Annotated in this window: 13 protein-coding genes; 3 read left to right on the top strand and 10 right to left on the bottom strand. The window is 59.0% G+C overall.

Annotated elements, in window-relative coordinates; translation table 11 throughout:
- Positions 1-50: 50 nt before the first annotated feature.
- The 10 genes from PMI18_RS21830 to ffh form a co-directional block, all read right to left on the bottom strand.
- Positions 51-1,406, bottom strand: a complete 1,356-nt coding sequence (locus tag PMI18_RS21830; RefSeq protein ID WP_007897605.1) for a transporter substrate-binding domain-containing protein — start codon at positions 1,404-1,406, stop codon at positions 51-53.
- A gap of 133 nt (positions 1,407-1,539) precedes the next feature.
- Entirely contained in the window at positions 1,540-2,949 is a 1,410-nt protein-coding gene (gene thrC, locus PMI18_RS21835; RefSeq protein WP_007897604.1) for a threonine synthase, read from the bottom strand.
- Positions 2,950-3,057: 108 nt separating this feature from the next.
- A complete protein-coding gene (locus PMI18_RS21840; protein ID WP_033036080.1) occupies positions 3,058-4,362 on the bottom strand; it encodes a homoserine dehydrogenase in 1,305 nt (434 codons plus the stop codon).
- 133 nt (positions 4,363-4,495) lie between these two features.
- Entirely contained in the window at positions 4,496-5,227 is a 732-nt protein-coding gene (dsbC, locus tag PMI18_RS21845) for a bifunctional protein-disulfide isomerase/oxidoreductase DsbC (RefSeq protein ID WP_007897598.1), read from the bottom strand.
- A 267-nt stretch (positions 5,228-5,494) separates the two neighbouring features.
- Positions 5,495-6,391, bottom strand: a complete 897-nt coding sequence (gene xerD, locus PMI18_RS21850; RefSeq protein WP_007897597.1) for a site-specific tyrosine recombinase XerD — start codon at positions 6,389-6,391, stop codon at positions 5,495-5,497.
- 251 nt (positions 6,392-6,642) lie between these two features.
- Positions 6,643-6,993, bottom strand: a complete 351-nt coding sequence (rplS, locus tag PMI18_RS21855) for a 50S ribosomal protein L19 (protein ID WP_003175895.1) — start codon at positions 6,991-6,993, stop codon at positions 6,643-6,645.
- Between the two features lie 45 nt (positions 6,994-7,038).
- On the bottom strand, positions 7,039-7,812 hold the full coding sequence (trmD, locus tag PMI18_RS21860) for a tRNA (guanosine(37)-N1)-methyltransferase TrmD (RefSeq protein WP_173860472.1): 774 nt from the start codon (positions 7,810-7,812) through the stop codon (positions 7,039-7,041).
- Complete coding sequence (gene rimM / locus PMI18_RS21865) at positions 7,794-8,330, bottom strand: ribosome maturation factor RimM (RefSeq protein ID WP_007897576.1); 537 nt, start codon at positions 8,328-8,330, stop codon at positions 7,794-7,796. The genes trmD and rimM overlap by 19 nt, the downstream gene beginning before the upstream one ends.
- A gap of 5 nt (positions 8,331-8,335) precedes the next feature.
- Positions 8,336-8,587: a 30S ribosomal protein S16 gene (gene rpsP / locus PMI18_RS21870; RefSeq protein WP_003198088.1), complete on the bottom strand. Its 252-nt coding sequence runs from the start codon at positions 8,585-8,587 to the stop codon at positions 8,336-8,338.
- Between the two features lie 249 nt (positions 8,588-8,836).
- The gene (gene ffh, locus PMI18_RS21875) at positions 8,837-10,213 is read right to left on the bottom strand and encodes a signal recognition particle protein (RefSeq protein WP_007897558.1); all 1,377 of its coding nucleotides are present in this window, start codon (positions 10,211-10,213) and stop codon (positions 8,837-8,839) included.
- Between the two features lie 210 nt (positions 10,214-10,423).
- On the opposite strand from ffh, the gene PMI18_RS21880 reads away from it, so the two are divergent.
- The 3 genes from PMI18_RS21880 (at position 10,424) to PMI18_RS21890 (ending at position 14,146) form a co-directional block, all read left to right on the top strand.
- Positions 10,424-11,236, top strand: a complete 813-nt coding sequence (locus tag PMI18_RS21880; protein WP_030129838.1) for a cytochrome C assembly family protein — start codon at positions 10,424-10,426, stop codon at positions 11,234-11,236.
- A 12-nt stretch (positions 11,237-11,248) separates the two neighbouring features.
- On the top strand, positions 11,249-12,490 hold the full coding sequence (locus PMI18_RS21885; protein ID WP_007897556.1) for an HlyC/CorC family transporter: 1,242 nt from the start codon (positions 11,249-11,251) through the stop codon (positions 12,488-12,490).
- 339 nt (positions 12,491-12,829) lie between these two features.
- The gene (locus PMI18_RS21890; RefSeq protein WP_007897555.1) at positions 12,830-14,146 is read left to right on the top strand and encodes an MFS transporter; all 1,317 of its coding nucleotides are present in this window, start codon (positions 12,830-12,832) and stop codon (positions 14,144-14,146) included.
- The last annotated feature ends 82 nt before the right edge of the window (positions 14,147-14,228 follow it).

The raw sequence follows: 14,228 nt of genomic DNA, 5'->3' as shown, positions 1-14,228 counted from the left end.
CCCCCTCGCCACAGGTCTTGGCCTTCACTTAACTGACAGGTATTGCCAATTCATGCCTGCCTTATGCGCTGGCCGATATCGCTCCATCCGCCCAGCAGTCCTCGCAATTGACCGTCCGCACTGTAGAACGGCACCGTCCACTGGTAGATATCCCTGACTCCGTCCTTGAACATCAACTGACGTTCGCTGAAGCGGGTCTTGCGAGTACCGAGCTGAGTCATGAACTCGGCGTGCAACTGCTCGGCAGTCTCTTTGGGCAAGACATCGAGTTCGATCAGTTGTCGCCCCTGAACCTGGTCGAAACGGGTCGACAAGCGCTCCTCATAGCTTTTGTTGCACATGATCAAACGCCCTTCCAGATCACGCACGAACATCGGGTCGGGCATGGCGTCTATCAATGCGTGCTGAAATGCGAGCTGGTCATTGAGGTCTTTCTCGGCGTCCCGACATTGCTTGATCAGTGCAGCGAGCCGGCGGTTCCAAAGCAATGAGAGCAAGCCGAACAGGCTAACGATGAACAGGCTCCAGCAACCCCACTGGGTTATCCGCTGCCAGGCCGAGGGCGCGTGTACCGGAGCAATTCCATTCAGCCATTGCAGCCGTATGGCGAGTAACTCGGCGGGTGGAAATGCCTCCAGCGCCTTGTTGAGGATACTCAATAACTGCGGCTGTCCTTTGCGGACGGCCAAATGATCAGCCTCCCATTTGCCTTCCACCGCATGCCCTACCTTGAGCCGGCCCGAAGGGTAGAGCTGCGCTCCGATTTCGTTTTCAATGGTGGCGTAGGCCTCGCCACTTTCCACCAGTGCCCGGGCTTCAGCGTAGGTTTTGACCGAGCGCAGCTCGATCGCCGGGTAGTCACGACGAATCGTCCCCTCCAGAGCGTGCCGGGCCGGCAGTACCAGAACTCTTTTCGAAAGCTGTTCCAGGGACTGTAACGCAGGCGTGCCGGCCAGCCCCACGAGTACCCAGCCCGCCCCGCCGAACGCATGGCTGAAATCCAGAAACACCTTGCGCTCGTCATTCATTGCCAGTGTCGTGCTCATGTCCGCCGCGCCGCTTTCCAGCCGCTCCAGCAGTTGGTCGGTGGAAAAAGACTCTTCATGGACGAACCGCAACCCTGTCATGGCGCTGATGCGGTTGAGCACATCGTTGTTCAAACCGCTCCAGTGACCGTGCTCATCCTTGAACAGGTACAGCGGGTACTGCGCCGACGCGACGATAACCATCGGATGTTCAGCAATCCATTGCCGCTCCTGAGCATTCAGCTCAATGCGTGCGACGGTGGCTGACTCCCGGGGTTCATGTGTCGCCAATTGTGCGGCCTTTACCCATTGCCCAAAGCCCAGGGCGCCCAGCAAAAACATCCAGCACACGGCTGGTTTAAACCCTCTGAAAAACAGCATTGCCACTTCCTTGGTGATCGTCTCGCCCGTCCTTCATGGGCGGCTCTTCTTTTACGAAACCCGGCAATTGTGGCATGCAGAAATGAGAAAGCCCGTCAGGAGACGGGCTTCAAAATGTGACAGCTTTTACCGGTTACAGCGGCTTGCCGCGGTTGCCATGCTGACTGACAAAGGCCTGCACGGCTTTCAAGTCGTTCGGTAACACGGTGCAACGCTCATCTCGCTCAAACAAATCAGAAAGATGTGCAGGTAGTTCGAGCGCTTTTCCTACACCAGCTTTTTCCACTGCGTCCGGGAATTTGACCGGATGGGCCGTGCCCAGGATCACCATCGGGATATCCAGGCTGCGACGGCATTCGCGCGCGGCCTTCACGCCGATGGCAGTGTGCGGGTCCAACAGCTCGCCGGTTTGCTCAAAGACTTCGGCAATGGTTTCGCACGTTTGGGCGTCGTCCACGGCCAGCGAATCGAACAGCTTGCGTGCTTCGGTCCAGCGTTCCTGTTCGACGCTGAAACCACCGCCCTGCTTGAAGGTGTCCATCAAACCGGCAATCGCCGCGCCGTTGCGACCGTGCAGGTCGAACAGCAGGCGTTCGAAGTTCGACGACACCATGATGTCCATGGACGGCGACAGCGTGGCGTGCAGGGTTTCCTTGACGTACTGATTGCCGCTCATGAAGCGGTGCAGGATGTCGTTGCGGTTGGTGGCGACGATCAACTGGTTGATCGGCAGGCCCATGTTGCGCGCCAGGTAACCGGCGAAGATATCGCCGAAGTTGCCGGTCGGCACCGAGAACGACACCGAACGCGCCGGGCCACCCAGTTGCAGGGCTGCGTGGAAGTAGTAAACGATCTGGGCCATGATCCGCGCCCAGTTGATCGAGTTCACCGCCACCAGGCGCGTGCCCTTGAGGAAGCTCTGGTCGGCGAAGCTGGCCTTGACCATTTCCTGGCAGTCATCGAAGTTGCCTTCAATGGCAATGTTATGGATGTTCTCGCCGAAGATGGTGGTCATCTGGCGACGCTGCACTTCGGACACACGGTTGTGCGGGTGCAGGATGAAGATGTCGACGTTTTCGCAGTGCTTGCAACCTTCGATCGCCGCCGAGCCGGTGTCACCGGAGGTAGCGCCAACAATCACCACACGTTCGCCGCGCTTTTCCAGCACGTAGTCGAGCAGACGACCCAGCAGTTGCAGGGCGAAGTCCTTGAATGCCAGGGTCGGGCCGTGGAACAGCTCCAGTACCCATTCGTTGCCATTGAGCTGACGCAGTGGCGCAACGGCGTTGTGGGAAAACACGCCATACGTTTCTTCAAGAATCTTTTTGAAATCGGCATCAGGGATGCTGCCGGTCACGAACGGGCGCATCACCCGGAAGGCCAGCTCGTGATACGGCAGGCCGGCCCAGGAAGCGATCTCTTCCTGGGTGAAACGTGGCAGGTTTTCCGGCACGTACAGGCCGCCGTCCGTGGCCAAACCTGCCAGCAGGACGTCTTCAAAATTCAGGGCCGGTGCCTGGCCGCGGGTACTGATATAACGCATAGGGGCAAACCTTCGGTTTGGGCTTCAAGCTTCAAGCTTCAAGCTACAAGTTAACGCCAGACCGCCTTAACTTGTCGCTTGAGGCTTGCAGCTTGCCGCTGCTTTAATTTAGTTCAGGTGCTCGACGCGGATCCGTACGACCGGGCCGACCACGCCTTCCAACGCTTCCAGGGCGGTGATCGCGTCACTCATGTGCTGTTCCAGCACACGGTGAGTCAGCAGGATCATTGGCACCAGACCGTCATGCTCTTCGACTTCTTTCTGCATGATCGATTCGATGTTGATACCGCGCTCCGACAGGATGCTCGCCACCTGAGCCAACACGCCCGGATGGTCCTTGGCTTGAATGCGCAGGTAGTAAGCACTTTCGCAGGCTTCGATCGGCAGGATCGGATGGGCCGACAGCGAATCCGGCTGGAAGGCCAGGTGCGGTACGCGGTTTTCCGGGTCGGACGTCATGGCGCGAACCACGTCCACCAGGTCGGCGATCACCGACGAAGCCGTCGGCTCCATGCCGGCGCCGGCGCCGTAGAACAAGGTCGAACCGGCGGCGTCACCGTTGACCATCACCGCGTTCATCACGCCGTTGACGTTGGCGATCAAGCGATCGGCCGGGATCAGCGTCGGGTGCACACGCAGCTCGATACCGGCCGCGGTGCTGCGCGCCACGCCCAGGTGCTTGATGCGATAGCCCAGCGCTTCGGCGTAGTTCACGTCAGCGGTGGTCAGCTTGGTGATGCCTTCGGTGTAAGCCTTGTCGAATTGCAGCGGAATGCCGAACGCGATAGACGCCAGGATCGTCAGCTTGTGAGCCGCATCGATGCCTTCGACGTCGAAGGTCGGATCCGCTTCGGCGTAACCCAGGGCTTGCGCCTCGGCGAGGACGTCTTCGAAGGTCCGGCCCTTCTCACGCATTTCGGTGAGGATGAAGTTGCCAGTGCCGTTGATGATCCCGGCCACCCAGTTGATGCGGTTGGCGGACAAACCTTCACGGATCGCTTTGATCACCGGAATGCCGCCGGCCACGGCCGCTTCGAACGCCACGATGACGCCCTTCTCGCGAGCCTTGGCGAAAATTTCATTACCGTGAACGGCAATCAGTGCCTTGTTCGCGGTGACCACATGCTTGCCATTCTCGATGGCCTTGAGTACCAGCTCGCGGGCAACGGTGTAGCCGCCCATCAGCTCTATAACGATGTCGATCTCAGGGTTCGTGGCCACTTCGAACACATCGTTGGTAATCGCAATACCGGTCGTCTGGAACTGAGGCTTTGGCGTGCGCATGGCAATTTGTGCCACTTCGATTCCACGCCCGGCACGACGAGAAATTTCCTCGGCGTTGCGCTGAAGTACGTTGAAGGTACCGCCACCGACGGTCCCTAACCCACAGATGCCTACTTTGACCGGTTTCACTGTGAACTCCCCATAAAACGGCCGACTCAAGGCCGGCCGTGAAAACAACCGCATACTCGCGGCTCTCTATTAATGGCCCGACAATATTGCCGCCGAACCATGATCGTCAAAGGCTGACCATGACGATGCGAAATTATTTCGCGCCCAATGCCAGTTTGGCGACTTGTGGCGCAGGCTGGTAGCCCGGAATGACCTGTCCGTCGGCCAAAACGATGGCCGGTGTACCGTTCACGCCAATCGACTGACCGAGGGCGAACTGCTTGGAGACCGGGTTCTCGCACTTGGCGGCCTTGATTTCCTTGCCATCGACCATTTTGTCCATGGCGGCTTTCTTGTCCTTGGAGCACCACACGGCTTGCAGTTGCTCGTCACCCGGCGAGCCCAGGCCTTGGCGCGGGAACGCAACATAACGCACTTCGATACCCAGCTTGTTCAGCGCCGGCACTTCCGCGTGCAGCTTGTGGCAGTACGGGCAGGTGGTGTCGGTGAAAACAGTGATGTGCGACTTGGTTTCGCCGATGGCCGGATAAACCACGGTTTCAGCCACTGGAATGTTGTTGATCAGTTTTGAAATGCCCAGGCGCTCGGTCTTCTCGGTCAGGTTGACCGGTTTGCCGTCCTTGAGCTGGAACAGGTAACCCTGAACGACATACTGGCCGTCGGCGCTGGCGTAAAGCACGCGGCTGCCCTTGAGCTTGACTTCGTACAGACCTGGCAGTGGGCTGGCGGTGATGGTTTCGACCGGCACGTCAAGCTTGAGGTTTTCCAGGCTTTTACGAATGGCTTTGTCGGCCGCGTCATCGGCGACGGCAAAGGTGCTGACCAACGCAATGGCTGCGGCGGCGAAAATCTGGGTCAGACGCATGAGAACTCCTGAAGGCGGACAAATGGGACGATCAGAACACCCGTGCCGAAACACCGGGTCATAACCGCCCATCGTACAAACCGGCAAAGCCTACCACATAAGGCCCCCGTGGCGAGGGGGCTTGCCCCCGTTCGGCTGCGCAGCAGTCGTCAATCCTCACGCCTCGGTCCATATATCGGATAGAGATCGCCAAAAAGGGGCTGCTTCGCAACCCAACGGGGGCAAGCCCCCTCACCACAGGCCAGCATTCCCATGCCAGGAGCTGCGCTAGCCGCGTGGGTGATGTTTGGCGTGCAGGTCCTGCAAACGTGCGCGGGCGACGTGAGTATAGATCTGGGTGGTCGAGAGATCGCTGTGGCCGAGCAGCATTTGCACCACCCGCAAGTCGGCACCATGGTTGAGCAAGTGCGTGGCGAAGGCATGGCGCAGGGTATGCGGCGACAACGACTTGCCGATACCGGCGACCTTGGCCTGGTGCTTGATGCGGTGCCAGAAGGTTTGTCGGGTCATCTGCTCGCCACGCAGGCTGGGGAACAGCACATCGCTGGGACGTCCGCCCAGCAGCTCGCCACGGGCATCGCGCATGTAGCGCTCGACCCAGACAATCGCCTCTTCACCCATCGGCACCAGCCGCTCCTTGCTGCCCTTGCCCATCACCCGCAGCACGCCCTGGCGCAGGTTGACCTGCTCCAGCGTCAGGCTGATCAGCTCCGTGACCCGCAAGCCACAGGCGTAAAGCACTTCGAGCATGGCGCGGTCGCGCTGGCCGATGGCTTCGCTCAGATCAGGTGCTTTTAACAAGGCCTCCACATCCGTTTCCGACAAGGACTTAGGCAATGGTCGACCCAGTTGTGGCATATCGACGCGCAAGGTCGGATCGACTGCAATCAGCTTTTCCCGCAGCAAATAGCGATAGAAGCCACGCACGCCGGAGAGAAATCGCGCTGTCGAGCGGGGTTTGTAGTTTTGCTCCAGACGCCAGGCCAAGTGATCGAGGATCAATTCGCGGCCGGCATTGATCAACTCCAACCCTTTTTCCTGCAACCAGCCGTTGAACAGGGCCAGGTCGCTGCGGTAGGCATCGCGGGTGTTATCGGAAAGGCCTTTCTCCAGCCACAGAGCGTCTAGGAATTGGTCTATTAGTGGATGATCGATGGCGGGCATAAAGGCTCAGGTAGCTGGAATCCGAGAGTAAGTCTTTCATAGCTGCAGAGGCCTTCACAGTGCTGATGCAATTGCGGTGACCACGTCGTGCCCCCCTGTAGGAGCGAGGCTTGCCCGCGAAGACGTCATATCAGCCAGTATCAATGTTGAATGTAAGTCCGTCTTCGCGGGCAAGCCTCGCTCCTACAGGTAAATCGCAGGCAACAAAAAAGCAGCCCGTAGGCTGCTTTTTTCTGCATCGGAAGCTGGACTTAAGCCAGTTTTTCCTTGATGCGAGCTGCTTTACCGGACAGGTCACGCAGGTAGTACAGCTTGGCTTTACGTACGTCACCGCGACGCTTAACGGCCATGCTGTCGATTTGCGGGCTGTAGGTCTGGAAAGTACGCTCTACGCCAACACCGTTGGAGATTTTACGAACGGTGAAAGCACTGTTTACGCCGCGGTTACGCTTGGCGATAACAACACCTTCGAACGCTTGCAGACGCGAACGGTCGCCTTCCTTCACTTTCACCTGAACGACAATGGTGTCGCCCGGGGCAAAGGTAGGGATCTCTTTGGTCATCTGCTCTGCTTCGAGTGCAAGGATGATTTTGTTAGTCATGCTGTGCTCCTAAGGTAAATCGTCGGATCTACCATCGATACGTTGTTAACTATCGTCCCGCTCGCGGATATATTCCTCGAGCAGCTTCTTCTCTTCTCCAGAAAGCGAGCGGCTTTCCAGAAGATCGGCGCGTCGTTCAAAGGTCCTACCAAGGGACTGCTGTAAACGCCAACGCCGGATATGCGCGTGATTGCCACTTAGCAATACGTCGGGAACACGCTGATCCGCATACACCTCCGGTCGGGTGTAGTGCGGGCAATCCAGCAAACCATCCGTAAAGGAATCTTCCTCGGCGGAGTCTGCATGCCCTAAAGCTCCAGGCAGCAGTCGTGTAACCGCATCGATCAGGACCATCGCCGGCAGCTCGCCGCCAGACAGTACATAGTCGCCAATCGACCACTCTTCATCGACATGAGCATCAATAAAACGCTCGTCAATGCCTTCATAGCGGCCGGCAATCAGGATCAATGCATCCAGATTCGCCAACTCGCGTACCGCCGACTGAGTCAGTTGACGGCCTTGGGGGGACAGGTAAATTACCTTCGCCGCCTCCCCGGCTGCTGCCTTGGCCTGAACCAATGCATCTTCCAGGGGCTTGATCTTCATCACCATGCCCGGACCACCGCCAAATGGGCGATCGTCCACAGTGTGATGTCGATCCGTCGTGTAGTCTCGCGGATTCCAACAGGTGAGCTGCAACAGCCCCTGTTTCACCGCCCGACTGGTGATGCCGTACTCGCTGATGGCGGAGAACATCTCGGGAAACAAACTGATCACTTCTACGCGCAAGTTAGCCACGCTTAGAAGTCCGCATCCCATTCCACCTTCATCTCGCCTGCGGCAAGGTCGACAGCCAACACGCATTGCTCCGTATAGGGCAACAGGCGTTCGCGATCATCCAGGCTGCCAGCGCAAGGCTTGACCACCATTACATCATTGGCGCCGGTTTCCAGAAGATGATCGATTTTCCCGAGCAATTGCCCGAGTTGATCAATAACCTTCAGACCTTCCAGCTGGTACCAGTAGTACTCGCCGTCGGTCAATTCAGGGAACAGGTTGCGCGGCACACAGATCTCATAACCAGCCAGAAGACGTGCTTCTTCACGATCATCAAGACCCTTGAGCTTTGCGACCAGGAACTTGTCGTTCCCACGTCCGCTGACCAGCTCGACCTGTTTCACATTGCCTTCGCGCTTGAGCGTCCAGGTTTTGTACTGCAACAGGTTTTCAGTCGGATCAGTAAAGGAATACACCTTCACTTCGCCGCGAACGCCATGAACAGAATAAATTTTGCCAATAACGATCAAATCATCGGCAACAGCTGGCGTCGCGCTCATATTGCTCAGGCCGCAGCCTTAGCAGATTCCTTCAACAACTGAGCAACGCGCTCAGAAGGTTGTGCACCAACGCTCAGCCAGTAGGCTACGCGCTCTTGGTTCACGGACAGACGAACTTCTTGACCACGAGCAACAGGGTTGAAGAAACCAACCTGTTCCTTGTGCGAACCGTCACGCGGGTTGCGGCTGTCGGTTACGGTCAAGTGGTAAAACGGGCGCTTTTTGGAGCCGCCAAGGGCAAGACGGATTGTTAGCATGTGAACATCGTTCCTGTAGTCGGTGCTGCAAATCTAAAGGCACAGCGGGCATAGGTGCCCGAAAGGCCGCATATTCTAAGGAATATCCGGACTTTTGCAAATGTCTTTTTCCGGCGGCCTATCGGTCGCCATCCAGATTTGCTATAGAGCCGTCGTTGAAAACGGCCAGTCAGCTCCCGCCAAGTGCGGGTTTGCTGGAGATCCCACTTCCATGTGGGCAGCGCCGACATGACTGCCGGCGCGAATTTTTTACATTTTCGGCATGCCGCCGCCGGGCAACATACCGCCCATGCCGCGCATCATTTTGGCCATTCCGCCTTTCGCGGAGAACTTCTTCATCATCTTCTGCATCTGCTTGTGCTGCTTGATCAAGCGACCGATGTCCTGCACCTGAGTGCCGGAACCCATGGCGATCCGGCGCTTGCGCGAACCGCTGATCAGCTCAGGGTCGCGGCGCTCGGCCGGGGTCATGGAGTTGATGATGGCTTCCATCTGCTTGAACTGCTTCTCTGCCGCGCCCTGGGCGTTGCCCATTTGCGCCAGATTCACACCACCGATGTTCGGCAGTTTGTCCATGAGGCCACCGAGGCCACCCATGTTTTTCATCTGTTGCAGCTGATCACGGAAGTCTTCGAGATCGAAGCCCTTGCCCTTCTTCAGCTTCTTGGCCAGTTTATCGGCCTTGTCTTTGTCGAGGGTCTGTTCGGCCTGCTCGATCAGGCTGAGCACGTCGCCCATACCAAGGATGCGCGACGCAATACGCTCAGGATGGAACGGTTCGAGCGCTTCGCTCTTCTCGCCCATACCGATGAACTTGATCGGCTTGCCGGTGATGGCACGTACCGACAGCGCGGCACCGCCACGGGCATCGCCGTCGACTTTGGTCAGGATCACACCGGTCAGCGGCAGCGCATCGCCGAAGGCCTTGGCCGTGTTGGCGGCGTCCTGGCCGGTCATTGCATCGACCACGAACAGGGTTTCGACCGGGTTGATCGCGGCGTGCAGCGCCTTGATCTCGCCCATCATCTCTTCGTCGATGTGCAGACGACCGGCGGTATCGACGATGACCACGTCGATGAATTTCAGTTTTGCTTCTTTAATAGCGGCTTGCGCGATCTCGACCGGCTTCTGGCTCAGGTCGGACGGGAAGAAGGTAACGCCCACTTCACCCGCGAGCATTTCAAGCTGCTTGATCGCCGCCGGACGGTAAACGTCCGCGGACACGACCATGACCGACTTCTTCTTGCGCTCTTTAAGGAAGCGCGCCAGTTTGCCGGCGGTGGTGGTTTTACCCGCACCCTGCAAACCGGCCATCAACACGACGGCAGGAGGAACGGCGCTCAGGTTCAGGTCTTCGTTGGCCGCGCCCATCAGGCTTTCGAGTTCGGCCTGGACGATTTTCACGAAGGCCTGGCCCGGCGTCAGGCTGCGCGACACCTCGGTGCCGACAGCGCGCTCCTTGACCGAGTTGACGAAGTCTTTGACCACCGGCAAGGCGACGTCGGCCTCGAGCAACGCCATGCGCACTTCGCGCAGGGTGTCTTTGATGTTGTCTTCGGTCAGCTTGGCCTTGCCGGTGACATGGCGCAGCGTCTGCGAGAGACGGTCGGTTAAGTTTTCAAACATTGCGCGATCCTTTCAGGCCCTGTGTAGACCGGGATAATGGCGGCCCAGACCGGAATAAACATGTGCTCGGCGAGCCTGCGGCGTGGGCAGGTCGCGGATTATAGCGAAGACTGCGTCTGGCGGACACCTCGCCGTCAGGTTGCATGGTCTTTCGTGCTGTGTGGGTTCTATGCCAAACTCAGCGCCTTTCGGGCTTGCCTAACAGGATTTATGCTCCCCTTGTCACCCAGTTTGCTTACCACCCTCGCCGCCGCCTGCTTATATGCCGCTGCGACCCTCTATCAGGGCACTCGTCTGGCCACCGGCGCCAAGGCGAACAAGCGCCTGCTGGTCACGCTCGGTGTGCTGGCCGTGCTGGCCCACAGCGTCAGCCTGATCACCTATCTGCTGACACCGATCGGCCTGGCCCTGGACTTTTTCAGCGCCGCCAGCCTGATCGCCGCGGCGGTCATCGCCCTGACCCTGCTGGCCTGCTCGCGGATCCCGGTGGAAAACCTGCTGCTATTGCTGTTCCCGCTGGGCGCCGCCACCGTGCTGCTGGCACAGTTCGCCCCCGCCGGTACGGTGCAGATCATTGACGAAGAGCCCGGCATTCTCGCCCACATCCTCTTGTCGATCCTCGCTTATGGCATGTTCACCATCGCGGTGTTCCAGGCTTTGTTACTGCTGGTTCAGGACCATCAACTCAAACACAAGCATCCTTCCGGGCTGATCAAGAACTTCCCGCCGCTGCAAACCATGGAAAGCCTGCTGTTTGGTTTCCTCTGGGCCGGCTGGAGCCTGCTGTCGCTGTCGCTGATCTCCGGCTGGCTGTTCGTCGAGAACCTGTTCGCCCAGCATTTGGTGCATAAAACCCTGCTGGCGTGCCTGGCCTGGATCGTGTTCAGCGTGCTGCTTTGGGGGCGTAACCGCCTCGGCTGGCGCGGACACAAAGCCATCCGCTGGACCCTTGCCGGTTTTTGCCTGCTGATGCTGGCGTACTTCGGCAGCAAGCTGGTCCGCGAATACATTCTGCATATCTGACGGGCGGCATTAATGGACGACTTGCCCATAGGGCCGATGCTCGCGGTGCTGGCCCTGCTGATTTTATGGTCGGGGCTGTTTACCGCCATCGAAATTGCACAACAGCAACTGCTGGCCCAGCGCACGGCCTCGCGCTCGAGCGACAAACCCGTGGCCAAGCTGAGTTTCCCACTCAACAGCCTGATCCTCTGCAACACCCTGTGTCGCGCGCTGGTGGTGGTCATCAGCACCTTGCTGGCGATTTTCACCTGGGCACAAAACGGTCCATGGATCGCCTGTCTCGGTGCCAGCGCGGTGCTGCTGGTGTTCGCCGACTACCTGCCGCGCACCCTTGCCGCGCGCTATCCGGATGCTGTCCTGAGCCTGGGCAACACACTGCTCGGCATACCCTTGAAGATCGTCTACCCGGCTGCCTGGCTCCTCAATGCCATCAGCCAACTGCTGATGCGACCATTCGCCCGCAAAATCAATGTGGTGCAGCAAAGCGAAGACGAGGTACCGGCAGATCGGCACGACGATCACGAACACGCCGCCACTCGCCCGCATTCGCTGTCAGGTATCCACGCGCTGGATAACATCACGGTCAACGATATTCTGGTGCCGCGCAGTGACGTCGACGGAATCAATCTGGACGATTCCCTCGAAGAAATCATCGAGCAACTGCGCCATAACAGACGCACCCGCCTGCCGGTATTCCACAGCGACATCAACCAGGTCGAAGCGGTGCTCAACACCCGGCAGATCCGTCATTTGCTGGCGGATTCAAGCCTGACGCGGGAAGCGCTGCTGGCAGCCAGCCACGAACCGTACTTCGTACCGGAAAGCACCCCACTGCAGCTGCAATTGCTGAACTTCCACAAGCAGCAGCGGCGCTTGGGCATGGTGGTCGACGAATACGGAGAAGTGCTGGGCATCGTGACCCTGGAAGACATTCTCGAAGAGATCGTCGGTGAATTCGAAAGTCAGCACAGCCTGGATAACCCGCACATCCATCCGCAGGCCGATGGGCGTTTGGTCATCGAGGGTGCGGCGTCGATTCGCGAATTGAACAAAAGCCTTGGTTGGCACCTGCCCAGCGATGGCCCGAAAACCCTCAACGGGTTGGTGACCGAGGCGCTGGAAACGATTCCGGACAGCGCGGTTTGCCTGAAGATCGGGCGTTATCGGCTGGAGATTCTGGAGACGGAAGACAATCGCGTCACGCGGGTGTTGATCTGGCATACCAGCTCAGTGCCAGCCCTTTCCAAAATCTGACAGCCCCACCCTGTAGCTAGGGGCTTGCCTGTGGCGAGGGAGCTTGCTCCCGCTGGACTGCGAAGCAGGCCCGATCACAGACAGCGCGATTAGCCTGAAAGAATGCATTCAGCCGTTTGCGGCCGCTACGCGCCCGAGCGGGAGCAAGCTCCCTCGCCACAGAAGCCATCGCATCCTCCAAGCCGCTTGTTGAATCATTAGCCGCCTTCCTATAATCGAGCCGCTTACCCAGCCCCGCCATACCCCGTGCTACCCGCACTCTGCGTTAAACCCACATCCCTGGGTATTCGACCATAATAATTCGCTCCACTGGGGCACATGACTGTCAGGGATTACCGCATGACGACCAGCACAACGTTCAGCGACACCACGCCTGCTCAACCAACCAACTCCGCCACCCGGGTAGCCACCGCGAGTTTCATCGGCACGGCCATCGAGTTCTACGACTTCTACGTCTATGCCACCGCCGCGGCGCTGGTGATCGGCCCGGTGTTCTTTCCGCAAACCTCCGGCACCGCCCAGATGCTGTCGGCGTTCCTCACCTTCGGTATCGCCTTCCTTGCGCGGCCACTGGGGTCGGCGCTGTTCGGCCACTTCGGTGACCGCATCGGGCGTAAATCGACACTGGTCGCCTCCCTGCTACTGATGGGCGTGTGCACCACGTTGATCGGCGTGCTGCCGGGTTACGACAGCATTGGCGCCTGGGCGCCGATCCTGCTTTGCGTGCTGCGCTTCGGCCAGGGCCTGGGGCTGGGCGGTGAATGGGGCGGCGCCGCATTGCTGGCCACTGAGAACGCGCCCAAAGGCAAGCGCGCCTGGTACGGCATGTTTCCGCAACTCGGCCCATCGATCGGGTTTCTGGCGGCCAACGGCCTGTTCCTGACCCTGGCCATGAGCCTGAACGACGAGCAGTTCCGTTCGTGGGGCTGGCGGATTCCGTTCCTGCTCAGTGCCGCGCTGGTGATGGTGGGCCTGTATGTGCGCCTCAAGCTCCACGAAACCCCGGTATTCGCCAATGCCATGGCTCGTCAGGAACGGGTGAAGATCCCGCTGGTCGAGCTGTTCAGCCAATACTGGGCGCCGATGCTGCTGGGTGCCGGGGCGATGGTGGTGTGTTACGCGCTGTTCTATATCTCGACGGTGTTTTCGCTGAGCTATGGTGTTTCTACGCTCGGCTACACCCGCGAAACCTTCCTCGCCCTGCTGTGTTTCGCCGTGCTGTTCATGGCGGCCGCGACACCGCTGTCGGCTTGGGCGAGTGATCGTTTCGGGCGCAAACCGGTGCTGATCATCGGTGGCGTATTGGCGATTCTGTCCGGATTCCTGATGGAACCGCTGCTGACCCAAGGCTCGACCTGGGGTGTGGCGCTGTTCCTGTGCATTGAACTGTTTCTGATGGGCGTGACGTTTGCGCCGATGGGTGCACTGCTGCCGGAGCTGTTTCCGACCCGCGTGCGCTATACCGGCGCGTCGGCGGCCTACAATCTGGGCGGCATTGTCGGAGCCTCAGCGGCGCCGTTCTTTGCGCAGAAACTGGTGGCGATGGGCGGTTTGAGTTATGTCGGCGGGTATGTGTCGGGGGCGGCGGTGCTCAGTCTGATTGCTGTGCTGTGCCTGAAGGAGACGCGGCATAACGATTTGAATCGGGTTGCTTGAAGCCAAAAGCTTCGCGGGCAAGCCTCGCTCCTACAGGGATCACGTCAAACGACAGTAGTGCGTTCAACAAATGACCTGTAGG

The organism is Pseudomonas sp. GM102 (assembly GCF_000282555.1).
GTDB lineage: Bacteria > Pseudomonadota > Gammaproteobacteria > Pseudomonadales > Pseudomonadaceae > Aquipseudomonas.
This window is presented reverse-complemented; position numbering and strand designations above follow the sequence as displayed.

Excerpts from the sequence above, each read along its gene's own strand:
- xerD (WP_007897597.1), bottom strand. The coding sequence starts at position 6,391 with ATGCCCGCCATCGATCATCCACTAATAGACCAATTCCTAGACGCTCTG.
- PMI18_RS21890 (WP_007897555.1), top strand. The coding sequence starts at position 12,830 with ATGACGACCAGCACAACGTTCAGCGACACCACGCCTGCTCAACCAACC.
- PMI18_RS21885 (WP_007897556.1), top strand. The coding sequence starts at position 11,249 with ATGGACGACTTGCCCATAGGGCCGATGCTCGCGGTGCTGGCCCTGCTG.
- thrC (WP_007897604.1), bottom strand. The coding sequence starts at position 2,949 with ATGCGTTATATCAGTACCCGCGGCCAGGCACCGGCCCTGAATTTTGAA.
- rpsP (WP_003198088.1), bottom strand. The coding sequence starts at position 8,587 with ATGCTAACAATCCGTCTTGCCCTTGGCGGCTCCAAAAAGCGCCCGTTT.
- dsbC (WP_007897598.1), bottom strand. The coding sequence starts at position 5,227 with ATGCGTCTGACCCAGATTTTCGCCGCCGCAGCCATTGCGTTGGTCAGC.
- trmD (WP_173860472.1), bottom strand. The coding sequence starts at position 7,812 with ATGGGATGCGGACTTCTAAGCGTGGCTAACTTGCGCGTAGAAGTGATC.
- ffh (WP_007897558.1), bottom strand. The coding sequence starts at position 10,213 with ATGTTTGAAAACTTAACCGACCGTCTCTCGCAGACGCTGCGCCATGTC.
- rplS (WP_003175895.1), bottom strand. The coding sequence starts at position 6,993 with ATGACTAACAAAATCATCCTTGCACTCGAAGCAGAGCAGATGACCAAA.
- PMI18_RS21830 (WP_007897605.1), bottom strand. The coding sequence starts at position 1,406 with ATGCTGTTTTTCAGAGGGTTTAAACCAGCCGTGTGCTGGATGTTTTTG.
- PMI18_RS21880 (WP_030129838.1), top strand. The coding sequence starts at position 10,424 with ATGCTCCCCTTGTCACCCAGTTTGCTTACCACCCTCGCCGCCGCCTGC.
- rimM (WP_007897576.1), bottom strand. The coding sequence starts at position 8,330 with ATGAGCGCGACGCCAGCTGTTGCCGATGATTTGATCGTTATTGGCAAA.